12 protein-coding genes are annotated in these 12,782 nt (G+C 67.7%); 5 read left to right on the forward strand and 7 right to left on the reverse strand.

The genetic code is table 11. The features are described from left to right. Nucleotides 1-310: 310 nt before the first annotated feature. The 3 genes from H7F38_RS04165 to H7F38_RS04175 all read left to right on the forward strand — a co-directional run bounded on the left by H7F38_RS04165 (nt 311) and on the right by H7F38_RS04175 (nt 3,246). Complete coding sequence (locus H7F38_RS04165; protein WP_222618433.1) at nt 311-1,843, forward strand: amidase; 1,533 nt, start codon at nt 311-313, stop codon at nt 1,841-1,843. 108 nt (nt 1,844-1,951) lie between these two features. Next, on the forward strand, nt 1,952-2,650 hold the full coding sequence (locus H7F38_RS04170) for a type 1 glutamine amidotransferase domain-containing protein (RefSeq protein ID WP_187092994.1): 699 nt from the start codon (nt 1,952-1,954) through the stop codon (nt 2,648-2,650). After that, nucleotides 2,647-3,246: a TetR/AcrR family transcriptional regulator gene (locus tag H7F38_RS04175; RefSeq protein ID WP_187092995.1), complete on the forward strand. Its 600-nt coding sequence runs from the start codon at nt 2,647-2,649 to the stop codon at nt 3,244-3,246. The genes H7F38_RS04170 and H7F38_RS04175 overlap by 4 nt, the downstream gene beginning before the upstream one ends. A gap of 24 nt (nt 3,247-3,270) precedes the next feature. On the opposite strand, the gene H7F38_RS25450 is transcribed toward H7F38_RS04175, so the two are convergent. After that, entirely contained in the window at nt 3,271-3,750 is a 480-nt protein-coding gene (locus tag H7F38_RS25450) for a hypothetical protein (RefSeq protein WP_222618434.1), read from the reverse strand. Between H7F38_RS25450 and H7F38_RS04190 the strand changes: the two genes are divergently transcribed. Continuing rightward, nucleotides 3,722-5,152 (forward strand): hypothetical protein, encoded by a 1,431-nt coding sequence (locus tag H7F38_RS04190; RefSeq protein ID WP_222618435.1) that lies wholly within the window; start codon nt 3,722-3,724, stop codon nt 5,150-5,152. The genes H7F38_RS25450 and H7F38_RS04190 overlap by 29 nt on opposite strands. A gap of 274 nt (nt 5,153-5,426) precedes the next feature. Here H7F38_RS04190 and H7F38_RS04195 read toward each other — a convergent pair. From H7F38_RS04195 to H7F38_RS04210, 4 genes are all read right to left on the reverse strand, one after another. Beyond that, nucleotides 5,427-6,352, reverse strand: a protein-coding gene (locus tag H7F38_RS04195; RefSeq protein ID WP_370531293.1) for an IS5 family transposase whose coding sequence is annotated in 2 segments (ribosomal slippage) — nt 5,427-5,978 and nt 5,981-6,352 — 924 coding nt in all. Because the reading frame shifts where the segments join, the coding sequence is not laid out codon by codon here. Nucleotides 6,353-6,398: 46 nt separating this feature from the next. Beyond that, nucleotides 6,399-7,010: a hypothetical protein gene (locus H7F38_RS04200; RefSeq protein WP_187092999.1), complete on the reverse strand. Its 612-nt coding sequence runs from the start codon at nt 7,008-7,010 to the stop codon at nt 6,399-6,401. A 981-nt stretch (nt 7,011-7,991) separates the two neighbouring features. Next, a complete protein-coding gene (locus tag H7F38_RS04205; RefSeq protein WP_187093000.1) occupies nt 7,992-9,083 on the reverse strand; it encodes a DNA polymerase IV in 1,092 nt (363 codons plus the stop codon). Between the two features lie 126 nt (nt 9,084-9,209). Further along, on the reverse strand, nt 9,210-9,683 hold the full coding sequence (locus H7F38_RS04210) for a DUF4188 domain-containing protein (RefSeq protein ID WP_187093001.1): 474 nt from the start codon (nt 9,681-9,683) through the stop codon (nt 9,210-9,212). Nucleotides 9,684-9,758: 75 nt separating this feature from the next. Between H7F38_RS04210 and H7F38_RS04215 the strand changes: the two genes are divergently transcribed. Continuing rightward, nucleotides 9,759-10,358, forward strand: a complete 600-nt coding sequence (locus H7F38_RS04215; RefSeq protein ID WP_187093002.1) for a TetR/AcrR family transcriptional regulator — start codon at nt 9,759-9,761, stop codon at nt 10,356-10,358. An 82-nt stretch (nt 10,359-10,440) separates the two neighbouring features. Here the strand turns inward: H7F38_RS04215 and H7F38_RS04220 are convergent, their stop codons facing one another. Together H7F38_RS04220 and H7F38_RS04225 are read right to left on the reverse strand one after the other, a co-directional pair. After that, on the reverse strand, nt 10,441-11,211 hold the full coding sequence (locus H7F38_RS04220; RefSeq protein ID WP_187093003.1) for an HAD family phosphatase: 771 nt from the start codon (nt 11,209-11,211) through the stop codon (nt 10,441-10,443). Continuing rightward, nucleotides 11,208-12,755 carry a phosphatidylserine/phosphatidylglycerophosphate/cardiolipin synthase family protein gene (locus H7F38_RS04225; protein ID WP_187093004.1) on the reverse strand — a complete coding sequence of 516 codons (1,548 nt, stop codon included), beginning with the start codon at nt 12,753-12,755 and terminating at the stop codon, nt 11,208-11,210. Before H7F38_RS04225 ends, H7F38_RS04220 begins: the two co-directional genes overlap by 4 nt. Nucleotides 12,756-12,782: the final 27 nt, after the last annotated feature.

A 12,782-nucleotide genomic window follows, 5' to 3' on the forward strand; every position in this document is an offset into this window, starting at 1 on the left:
AGCCTGCGTTGCTGCTTGCGCGGGGGGTCTTGGACGGTGGCGTTGCCCAATTCGTGTTGGCGCAAACATTCGGGCCGAATATTTCTTGGCAGATTTAGCCACCAGCAGTGACCGTTTTGGGCAGAAGAAGAAGTTCCGTGATCCAATGTTAATCCGCGGTGAATTGGCTGTGAGGCACAGTGGGCGGATGCCATTCATCACTTGGACCCGACGGCGCATGGTCCCCGCAATCGCAATCACTGCCGCATCTCTGGGTATCGCATTCGTTCCTTCCGCGGCGAGTGCGACACCCAGAACCGAGACCGCCCAGGTGTCGGGTGAATCAAGTCAGTTCGATATCACCTCGACGAAGGTCGCCGGAATCGATGTCGACAAATCAACCATTCTCCAGCTCGAGGCCCAGATGAATCGTGGGCGGCTGTCCTCGGTCGAGCTGGTGCGGTTCTACGAGCGGCGGATCGCCGCACTCAACCCGAAGCTGCACGCGGTGATCACCGTCAGCAAGAGTGCGGCCGCCGAGGCGGCCGCCGCGGATCGGGCACGGCGCCACGGCGACCGGCGGCCGCTTCTTGGCATTCCGGTCCTGGTCAAGGACAACATCGACACCACCGGAATGCCCACCACCGCCGGATCGCTGGCCCTGGCCGGCAGCTCGCCGTCCGATGCCTTCATCGTGATGAAGCTCAAGGCCGCCGGCGCCCTGATCCTGGGTAAGACGAACCTCTCCGAGTGGGCCAACTACCGGTCGACGCAGTCGTCCAGCGGCTGGAGCGGAGTGGAGGGTCAGACCAACATGGCGTACGTGCTGGACCGCAATCCGTGCGGTTCGAGTGCGGGTTCCGGTGTCGCCGCGTCGGCGGACCTGGCGACGGTCGCCGTCGGTACCGAGACAGACGGTTCGGTGGTCTGCCCCTCCGGGCAGAACGGCCTCGTCGGCATCAAGCCGACGCTCGGCCTGGCCAGCCGGTCAGGCATCGTGCCGATCTCCTCGCAGCAGGACACCTCGGGGCCGATGGCCCGCAACGTCACCGATGCGGCCGTCCTTCTCGGCGCGCTCACCGGTGTCGATTCCTCGGACCCCGCCACCGCAGCGCAGCGTGGACACGTGACCACCGACTACACCAAGTACCTCAAGGCCGGCGCGCTCAAGGGCGTGCGGCTGGGTGTCTGGCGGCAGGGGAACTTCGGGTCGAGCCCGGAGACGGACGCCATCATGGAGCAGACGATCAAGAAGCTGAAGTCGCTCGGCGCGGTGATCGTGGACCCCGCGAACGTGCAAATCGACGCTGCCTACGCCCCCGAGAACACTGCCCTGGAGTACGAGTTCAAGCATGACATCGCGGCCTACCTGCAGAAGTACACGGCGCCGAAGTACCCGAAGACGTTGCAGGGCCTGATCAACTTCGACAATGCCCACGCCTCGCAGGAACTCAAGTACTTCGGCCAGGAGATCTTCACCGAGTCGCAGGCCCGCGGGCCGCTGACCGACCCCGCCTACATCAAGGCGCGCAACTCCGCCCGTTCCATCGCCCAGCACTCGATCGACGACACTCTGGCGAAGTACAAGCTCGCGGCGATCATCGCGCCGACCAACGGCCCGGCCTGGACCACCGATCTGATCAACGGTGACCACTTCCTGGTGGGATCCTCCAGCCCTGCGGCGATCGCCGGCTACCCGAGCATCACCGTCCCGGCCGGATATTCGTTCCACCTCCCGGTCGGGATGTCGTTCATCGGCGGTAAGTGGGACGAGCCCGAACTGATCAGCCTGAGCTATGCGTGGGAGCAGGCCACCCACGTCCGTCAGGCCCCGCAGTTCCTGCCCACCGTGCCGATGCGCTGACCGGTCAGGTCCTCGAAACGGCGGTCGCCTCTGACTGACTGACACTCTGTGTGTATACTGTCAGTTGGTCAGAGGTTCTGACCGTATGCGTTGAAGAGGAGTTCGACCGTGAGCAAAGTTCTGTTCGTCGTGACCGGTGCCCAGTTCTGGACATTGGCCGACGGTTCTCACCACCCGACCGGTTTCTGGGCCGAAGAGCTGGTTGCGCCCTTCCGGGCGTTCATCGGTGCCGGCTTCGAGGTCGTGATGGCCACGCCGGGCGGAGTCGTTCCGGTGGTCGACCAGGGGAGCCTGGCTCCGCAGGTCAACGGGGGTCAGGAGAATGCTGACGCTATTGCTGCCGAGCTTGCCGCCATCGAGGAGCTCCGGGCGCCACTCGAGCTCGAGAAGGTAGACCTGGCCGACTATGTCGCGGTTTTCTACCCCGGTGGGCACGGACCGATGGAGGATCTCGCTGTTGATCCGACCTCCGGCCGGCTGCTGGTCGAGGCCTTGGCGTCCGGCCACCCGCTCGGCATCGTCTGTCACGCGCCCGCCGCCCTCCTGGCGACCGAGGGTGCCGACGGTTCGGTGTTCAGCGGCTACCGCCTGACGGGATTCACCAACGCGGAGGAGACGCAGGCCGGCCTGGCCGACAAGGCCAAGTGGCTCCTGCAGGACCGTCTCGTCGCACTGGGTGCGGACTTCCGCGAGGGTGCGCCCTGGGCGGAGCACATCGAGGTCGACCGCAACCTCTACACCGGGCAGAACCCGGCCTCCTCGGCCGCTCTGGCCGCTGAAATGGTGAAGGCGCTGCAGGTCGCATGACGAACGACCGGCTGGGGGAGGTGCTCGACGCCACGTACGAGTGCCTCACCCGGTACGGCGTCCGGCGGACGACCGTAGAGGACATCGCCGCCGCCGCCGGGATGTCCAGGACCGCTGTCTACCAATATGTCCGGAGCAAGGACGACGCGTTCCGGCGACTTGCCGTCCGGCTGCACGAGCGTGCGCTGGTGCTCTCCCGCGAGGCGTCGGTGGGTGACGATCCCGACCGCGAGCGCCCCATGGGTGAGCGGATTCGTGGGGTGCTGGAAGCAAAGATGAACCTGGTGGTCGCTCTGGCGGGCGACTCTCCGCACACTGCGGAACTGCTGGACCAGAAGGCGCGCCTGTTCGGCGACATCTGTCACCAGTTCAGCCAGGACATCCACGGGTTGCTGGTGGACCTGTTCGATGCCGCACCCGTCCGTGGAGTGACGCCGGTCGAAGCTGCGGACATCTGCATGGCGTTGGTGATCGGCCTGGAAGGCGCGAACCATCCGGCGCCGTTGCTGAGCGCGGGCATCGGAGCACTGCTCGAGGCCTGGAACGTGGTCCCACGGTCAGGCGGCCTCCTGGCGGAGGCCGCCTGTGCCGGGTGATGCCGGATCAGCCGACGGGCGGTGTTACCGGACCGTCGGTGTCCGGCGGCGCACCAGCGTCAGTCCCAGTCCGCCGATGAGCATCAGGGCCAGCGCCAGGAACAGCAGGGTCGTGATGGGCGACCCGGTGTAGGCCAGTGGCGCCGTCGAGAGTACCGCAGTCGCCACGGGAGTGGCGGCTGCCATGGGTGCGGCGGCCTGAGCAGCCGCGACGACGGCTACGGGCTGGCTGAAACTGACTGCGTCGACCTGCACGGTTGGGTCGGTCGGAACCCGGACCGGGTGGGTCGGGTGTACCGGCGTGACCGGGTGGGTCGGGTGGGTCGGGTGGGTCGGGGTGCCCGGAGTGCCCGGAGTGACAGGGGTGCCTGGCGCAACCGGGCCGACCGGGGTGCCGGGACCGACCGGCGTGACCGGGGTGACCGGAGCCGGCTGACCGCAGGTGCTGGTGGAGTTGCCCAGGACGCCGGCGGAGGTGCCGCAGACGCTGATCGGGGCGTTCACAGGGGCCCCCGGGGTGCTGCCGGTGTTGTTGGTCGGGGTGGATTCGCAGGTGCTGGTGGAGTTGCCCAGAACGCCGGCGGAGGTGCCGCAGACGCCGATGGGGGCGTTCACCAGGGTCCCCGGGGTCCTAGTCGTGCTGCCCGGGGTGGATCCGCAGTTGCTGGTGGAGTTGCCCAGGACGCCGGCGGAGGTGCCGCAGACGCTGATCGGGGCGTTCACAGGGGCCCCCGGGATGCTGCCGGTGTTGTTGGTCGGGGTGGATCCGCACGTGCTGGTGGAGTTGCCCAGGATGCCGGCGGAGGTGCCGCAGACGCTGATGGGGGCGTTGGCGAGGGTCCCCGGGGTCCTAGTCGTGCTGCCCGGGGTGGATCCGCAGTTGCTGGTGGAGTTGCCCAGGATGCCGGCGGAGGTGCCGCAGACGCTGACCGGGGCGTTCACCAGGGTCCCCGGAGTGCTCCCGGTCGTGCCAGTGCTGCCGGTGCCCGGGGTCGATCCGCAGTTGCTGGTGGAGTTGCCCAGGACGCCGGCGGAGGTGCCGCAGACGCCGACCGGAGCGTTCACGAGTGAACCAGTCGAACTGCCCGGTCGGGTGCCGGAAGAGCTCGAGGCGGAGTGCCCGAGCACACCCACCGAGGTGCCGCTGACCACGATCGGAGCGGAGACTACCGGTGAGTGGGAGCTGGGCGCGTTGCCCGACGGGGTCGCTGACCCGGCGGGGGCCGAGCATGCTGACGAGGCAGAACCGATGGCGTTACCGCAGATCGTGATCGGGGCCGCGATCAGCGACGTGCCGGAGTGGGATACCGGGGCTGCGCAAGCGGAGTGGGCCCGCCCCAGGACGCCGACCGAATTGCCGCAAACCGTGACCGGTGCATCGACCAGGCTTCCGGACCCCTTTCCGGTGCTGGTCGCCGCGACCGCAGGGCGTCCGGCGGACGTGCTGCTGGTGGACCGGCCGAGCACGGCAATCGATGTGCCGGTGACGGTGACCGGAGCCGAGACCGCCGGCCGGCGTGCCGGCGCTGGTGCCGACCGAACCGTCACAGGCGTGGTGGATTTCGACGTTCCGAGTACCGCGACCGAGGTCCCGGACACGTTCACCGGAGCCGAGACCAACGGTTTGGCAGCGGCCCTTGCCACTGCCTTCGGTGAGCCCGACGGCGCGGCCACCGTGACCTGCGACTTGGACGATCCAATGATGCTGATGCTCGTCCCGGAGACGTTGACCGGTGCCGAGACCGCGGTCCTGACGACGCCCGAGAGGATTCCATGGGGCTGTGGGGTAGGTGATCCGGGTGCTTCTGCGGACGCGATACCCGCGCCGATGGCGAAGATTCCGCCGCTGAGAACTGCGGTGAGCAGTCCTCTCCTGAGCCAGGTGTTCATGAGTATTTCTCCCTGATGGAGTGCCGAATGGTCCTGGCGGCGTCCGGGAACGGAGGCCGCAACGCCGCACCGGGTCGATCCACCCACCGAGGTGACTGGACAGACCTGTGACTGCGGGGACCACTAGTACTACAGTCGAACTTAAGGTTGGTGTCCTCGGGCCCGGTAGTGGCAGTGGCGGGCGCGTTGTTGATGCCGCCGTCGCCAGGTTGATCGGGTCAGGGTGGCGTCGGGGTCGGGTGGGTCGGTCCAGATCAATTGGATCAGCAGTCGGCGTATTTCCGGGACGCTCAGGGCGTGTCTTCCAATAGTCGGTTCCAGACGATGCACGCCGAAAGCACCACTGCCGCGCGGTAGGTGATGGCGAGCTTGTCGTAGCGGGTGGCCAGCCCCCGCCATTGCTTGATCAGAGCGAAGGAACGCTCGACAACGTTGCGTTCCCGGTACATCTGGCGGTCCAGCGCAGGTGGACGGCCACCCTTGCTGCCCTTACGTTTGCGGGCGGCGATCTGGTCGCTCTTGAGCGGAATGACCACCTTGATCCCGCGGCGCTGCAGCATCCTGCGGGTGATCCCGGCGGCGTAGGCCTTGTCCGCCAGGACGGCATCGGGTCGGGTCCGTGGTCGCCCCCGACCTCGGCGCGGAACCCGGATGTCGGCCAGTACCTGTTCCAGGACGGCACCGTCGTTGCGTTGCCCACCGGTGATGACGATCGCCAGTGGCCGGCCCTTGCCATCGACCGCGTGGTGGATCTTCGTGGTCAACCCGCCCCGGGACCTGCCAATGCCGTGACCTGCAGGTTCAGCATCGACCAGTGGCAGATTCTTGTAGTTCGATACTGCCCCCTGTGTCCTGCTCGGGCCGTGTCGTGTTTGTGCTGGTGGGCGCGGTTGATGGTGGCATCCACCGACACGGTCCAGTCGATCTGACCGGCAGCGTCAGCGTCGGTCAACAACGCCGCGAGCACCCGGTCCCAGGTGCCGTCTCCGGCGTACCGGCGGTGCCGCTTCCACACGGTCTGCCACGGTCCGAACACGTCCCGAGGCAAGTCCCGCCAGGGGATCCCGGCCCGGTACCGGTAGGCGATGCCTTCCACCACCCGCCGGTGCTCACCGAACGGATGACCCCGCCGGCCAACATTTGTCGGCAACAACCGCTCGATCCGTTGCCACTGCTCGTCACTGAAGACGCGGTACCGCGACGAAGGAGAACTCATTCAGTGAGCATCCCGCCACACCTACCCAACTTTTGGGAGACACGCCCTAGTCAGGGGAGAAGGTGGGCCTGTCGGCGGCGCTGGTGAACAACGCATCGTCCGACGAGGAGAGCGCTGCGAGCACGGCCAATCGTGATGGATCGGCGGAGCCGTCGAGGTCCGCAGCGACCTGTGAACTGCTGGCGGGGGAATGACCCGATGCGCCGGCGGCCGGCGTGGTGAGTACGACTGGCGCCGGCGCCGGATCGCCGACCGGCGTGGGTGTTTCGGGCGCGGTGGACCGGGTCGTGGTCGTCGTAGAACTCAACCAGGAGACCCGCGACGGCCTCTCGACCCTGACCGGTGCAGCCGCGGCCCGGGCTTGATCGAAACGAGCCAGGCTCTGCAGTGACGTCTTCGCTTCCGCTACCGGTCGGGATGGAACGGGTGCGGAGACACGGGCGGGGGTGGCGCGCACGGTGACACCGGCGGTCCTGGCCTTCGGGACGACGACGGGCGCGGCGGCTCGCACGACCGGGACGACCGGGCGGAGCCCCCCGGCGACCGGGCCACGGACCGGAACGACCGGGTGCACCACCGGAGCTACCGGGTGCACCACCGGGGCCGGCGGGTGGACCGCCACGATGACCGGATGCAGGCGACCGACGATAGGTGCCACGACCGGGGTAACGGTCCCGAGCACCGGCGTGGACGGCCGACTGACGACATGTACGACCGGTGCGACTGCTTGTACGACCGGTGCGACTGCTTGAACGACCGGTGCGACTGCTTGTACGACCGGCCTCGCCGCGATTCTGATGATGGGTGCCACCGTCTCCACCATGGGTGCGACGGTGGCGACGACCGGCTTGGACACCGCAGCGACTGCTGCCACGGGAACTCTCACGATCGGCTGTACACGAGCCGCGACGGGAGCGACGGTCCGCTGGACGACGGACGACGTCAGGTGCTCAACCGGACCAGCCGCCTTCGTCCCCACACCGGAAGCCTTGGCCACCAACGGGGTCACGATCGGGAGAGACGGGCTGTGACCTGGAGTGGACGCGGTTGCGGCGACGGAGTCGGCCAACCAGGCGCCCGTGGCGAGACCGACGATCACACAGACCCGTGCCAGGGTGCGGTGACGCGGCCGGTCGGACGTCGCCGGGGCTTGTTCATCCGCTCGAGATCCATTCATGTCCGCTCACCTCCGCCCTACTCGTTCCTCGGTCATCCCGTCATGGTCAGCGCCGCATGGGGACCGCTGTGATCCGCGGCCTCCACCCAAAGCTATGACCGGTATTGAGACGGCGCCATATGTCGCCCCCTCCAGATGGTCCAAGTCCCCCGAACTGATGATCCACCGCACACCAGGAGTCATCGGGTGCCAACTCTTCGACCTCGCGGACCATCCGTACGGGTGGGTGCGGGGTCCATAGGTCACGCAACTCCGGTACGACCCCTGCCGTCACGCAGTGGTAGGCAGTTCAACACAAGGCCATCGCTAATCACGATGACCGCAGTCGTTTGGTGCCTGACTACGGGCACCGAACGACTGCGCTATCCATTCTTCAGGAATCTTGGGTCGGCCATTGTCTCCCGGCGGCCGTGACCTCGCCCCATGGCGGCGGTTGACCGCCAGGGCATGCACGAATTCAGGTCAGACGGCGTCGCCGCCGAACCCGGCCCGCCCGCGGCTCGGGTTCAGGCGCCGGTCATCATCGGGTGGGAACTCCGCCCGCACTCCGAGTAGCCGGACAGGCCGATCGTCCTCGAGGGAATCCAGCAACTGCACGGCGGCGGATGCGATGGTGTCGGCGTCGTGGGTCGGAGCGGCGAGCGTGGCACTGCGGGTGAGGGTGACGAACGGCTTGAAACGCACCTTGACCCCGACCCGCACCGCGGGACGACCGTCCTCGACGACGTCGAGGGCCACCTGCCGGGCCAGTTCGCCGACCTCGAATCGGACCTCCACCGGGTCGGTGAGGTCATGCTGGAACGTCGTCTCGCGGCTGCGGGCGCGGGCGACGTAGGGCGTTCCGATCACCTCCGACCGCGCGGAGCCGCGCGCCAGACCTACCCACCTCGGCCCCATGGTCGGACCGACCTGCTCGCCGAGGGCGTGCGGATCGGCCGCCGCCAGTTCCCGCACCGTGCGAAAGCCCAGTTCGGCCAGCCGTCTCGCAGTCTTCTTCCCGATACCCCACAACGCTTCGGTCCCCAGATCCCCGATGAGCGGGAACCAGTTGCCCTCGGTGAGAGTGAAGGTGCCACGTGGCTTGCCGAAATCCGTGGCCATCTTGGCGCGGAGCACGTTGTCGCCGATACCGACGGACGCCCACAGGCCGGTTCCACGGAGCACCGCCTGCTGGGCCCGGAGGGCCAGGGAAAGTGGATCTTCGGTGTCGACTCCGAGAAAAGCCTCGTCCCAGCCGAGGATCTCAAGCGTCAGTGGCGTGGGAACGAAGTCCGCCAGGATGGCCATCACTCGGGCCGAAGCCTGTTCGTAGGCCGCATTGTCGGCAGCAAGGAACACCGCGTCGGGACACTTCCTGGCTGCGATCCGCATCGGCATTCCCGACCGCACACCGAAAGCCCGTGCCTCGTAGGACGCCGTGGCGACCACCGAGCGCAGGCTCGGATCGCCGTTCCCGCCGACCACCACCGGCCGCCCGACGAGTTCCGGTCGCCGCAGCACTTCGACGGCCGCGATGAACTGGTCGAGGTCCACGTGCAACACCCACGGTGTCATGGCCCGATTGTGCACGACTGCACGCGCCGGATGGCCCGACCGCGCCATGGATCGGCGCCGGGTGACGACGCCGTGGGTCCGGTGGCCTGGAGCAGTTGCTCGGTCACCCAACGCGCGGTGCTCCCGTCAGGCCCTGGCCATCCGTTGTTTGGAGGTCCGGGTGCCGTCCCCGACGGGAACGTGCCCGGCGGCGGCGGCGAGGCCGAACTTCGGCATGTTGACGTAGACGCCCTCGTAGTCGCCGGGGCGAACGGTGTACAACTCGTGCCAGATGCCGACATCCGGGCCGGACCCGATGTGTTGGTTGAACTTTAGCCACGCGGCGGCGTGCGGGGCCGATGGGTCCGATGCGAAGCGCTGGACGTCGGCGGGGCTGCGCCAGTAGGAGACGAGGATGGTGGTGCGGCCGAACCAGTTCGCCGAACCCAGCAGCCCGGACTCCGGATGCCCGTAGAGGTTCCTCATCCTCGGCATCGCGGTGAACACCGAGCGGGCCTTGATCAGGCCCCGAAACGTGTTGACGCGCATGCCGATCAGAAACACGGCAGTGGCGTCCTGCGGTACTCCGGTGGTGAACCGACCGGGAAAGACCTCGCTCATGGGGGAACCTCCGCGACGACGATGGGACGATCGGCGTAACACTGTTTTAGAACAGCGTTACGGTAGCATCGTGGCATGGCCAGGCCAAGAGTTCACGACGAGAATCTTCGGGCGCGCCTGCTCGGGCATGCCGGGCGACTGGTGACCGAGAACGGCATGGCGGCACTGTCCCTGCGCACTCTGGCCGCCGACGCGGGTACGTCCACCACTGCGGTGTACTCGTTGTTCGGGGGCAAGTCCGAATTGCTCGGCGCACTCTTCGAGGAGTCGTTCCACAGTTTCGGCGCGGCGCAGCGAGCGGTGCCCGTCACCGGAGATGTGATCGTCGATCTACTGGCCCTCGGCCGTGCCTACTGGACCTGGGCACAAGAGCACCCGCACCTCTACGGCGTGATGTTCAGCCAGGTGCTGGCCGACTTCGCGCGCACGCCGGAGCAGCTGGCGGCGTCGGCGACCACGATCGAACCCCTGGCCGGCGCGGTGGCCGCCGGTGTGCGATCGGGTGTGCTGGTGGGAGATCCGTTCGCCATCACGTTCGCGATCTGGGCGGCGGTGCACGGGGTGGTGTCGCTGGCGATGGCCGGGTGCCTACCGGGCGACATGATCATCGACGAGGGACTGTTCACCGCTACCGCAGCCGCGACGGTGCGGGGCTTCCGAGCCGGGCCGGCGTAGATCCCGTCGCCGCCGCACTCACTTCGCCGGCCCTCGCACCCTGGACGGGTGACACGTGTCGGACGACTGGGCAGGGATGTCCTCATCGTCTCCGGGACCGTAGGAGCCCGGCCACGTAGCCCAGTCCGACGAGTGCGCCGAGCGGGACGATGGGCGGTGCCCCGACCAGGATCTGGCGGCGGATGGGGCGGAGTTCGTGGACGGCCCAGCCGCGCCGGACCGCCAACTTCCACAGTCCGGGGTCGGGGTTGACCGCGTGGGGATGACCGACCCAGGTCAGCAACTGCTTGTCCTCGATCGTGTTGGAGTACACGTGGCAGCGGCGGAGGTCGATGTGCTCCCGCTCCGCCAGCTCGCTGATCAGCTCGGCCTTCGCCGCTCCCTGGATCAGCGCCCCGATTCGTCGTCCCGTGTATCGGCCGTCGGGGCCGGTCTCCAGGATGCTGCCCGCCGCCGCCGTCATGTCCAGCGACCTGGCCACCGGTTCGGCCAGTTCGCGTGCCGTCGGTGTGACGAGATACGTACGGTCACCCGCCGCGCAGTGGGCCGCGATCATCTTGGCGATGTCGGGATACACCCACGGCAGGATCTCGTAGGCCGCGATCTGCCGGCCCCAGGCCTCCATCTCGTGGTGGTGGCAGCCCTTGATCGAGGCCAGTGCTTCGTCGCGCATAGCGCTCAGATCCCGGTCGGACTCGCGGGCGAGCCTGATCTTGGCCCTGCGAGCAGCCACTCCGACCAGGTCGCGGGCCCGGTAGACATCGTGGGACCGTAGGTCTCTGGCCATCAGGTACATCGAGGATCCGGGGATGAGGACGTGGTCGAGGTCGAAGAAGGCCGCCGACCCGCTCATGGGTTCACCGCGAAGAGGACCCGCTCGATCGGTGCGAAGCCTTCGGGGGCCCCGGGCGAGCGCCAGGTATTGGCCGGCACGTCCTCGGGCAGCCATTCCGCACGCCAGACACCGAGGGCCAGGTCCAGGTCTTCCAGGGACCCGCGGAGGTCGTCGTCGACCGGTGTCCGAAGATGTTCGGCCCAGAGCCGCACCCGTAGGTCCCGGACCGTGTGGCCGGTGGTCACCATCGCGCAACTCATCTCGCTGTCGGTGCCGACCATCGAACGGCTGAAGAAGTTGGCCGACCCGACGCAGGCGAACACGTCGTCGATCAGGACGAGCTTGGTGTGGACGGTCAGTCCCTCGATGCGGTGCATGATCAGGTTGCGGCGCTTGGCTTTCGGCAGCTTCCGCAGAATTTTTCGTTCCAGGTCGCCGGTCACCTTGCGTTGCAGCTTGATCGTCCCGCCGCCATCGGACGGGTCCTTGCGCCCGGACCCGACCAGGATCAGCTTGACGCCCCGCGCAGCAGCCTCGCGGAGCAGTCGGTAGAGGGCGAATCGTCGGCTGCCGCCCGGCATCTCGTAGAAGTACTGATCCTCGAGATAGATGTATCGCCGGGCACCGCCGATGGCCGCGGCCAGCGTGTCGTAGACCTCCTTGACGCCACCCCTGGGCAGGGTCGCCCACCGGACGCGTTTGAGCGACCGGACGTAGAACACCTTCCACGGACTGTAGGAGCGCAGCACCTGGACGGCGAGGTCGGTGGTGCGCGGAGGCAGGTCGGTGGGTGCCGGAGGCAACGTCATCGGTCGCAACGGGGGGTTGAGCACCGCCAACGACAACGGAGGCAGGTAGAAGTAGCGACGCGGCAGCGTGGCGATCTCCTGCCAGCGCCAGCGGTAGATGTCCCAGACCCGGACGGCGGCCGGTCCGCGCAGGCGGGCGGCTCCGTCGTGCCAGCCCCACCGCTTCCGGTCGCTGGTGACCAGGGTGTGGTGCGGCTCGGCGTCGAAGCGGCTGGCCACCAGGTCGATCCCACCGACGTAGGCCGTTAGCTCGCCGCCGATGTGCAGGATCGCGACCTTCTGGTGGTTGGTGCCGATCCCGGTGCCGGACCAGTCCAGCAGCACACGATCGCGCAGCGGCGGTGCCCCGAAGCAGTGATCGGTGGTGGGCAACCAGCCACGCATCGTGCGGGCCGCCAGGTTGTTGGCACGGAACGGGCCGATCTTCGGCCACTGGAGCGATCCGCTGATCACCGCCCCAGAGAGCAGAATCCGCACGTCGACGCCCTGCGAGGCCTTCTCGGCCAGCACGTCGACGACCGGCCGGTAGGCGGGGTCGTCCGCGTGACGTCCGGTCAGATCCATCTGCGGTTCCATCTGCAGGCCGGACAGCAGGATGCTGTCGCCAGGGCCCGCCGCGGCCATGGCGACCTGGAGCTCGGTGAAATACCCGACGCCGTCGATCACCGGATCCCAGGTGCTGTCCCCGACGAAGGTGGGGCATTGTTCGGTCGGTGGAGCCAGGTATCGGGCGGCCAGGGCATCCAGGGACATGCTTGCTGCCTTTCCTCTCGTCCGTGG

This window comes from Nakamurella sp. PAMC28650 (genome assembly GCF_014303395.1).
Lineage (GTDB): Bacteria > Actinomycetota > Actinomycetes > Mycobacteriales > Nakamurellaceae > Nakamurella.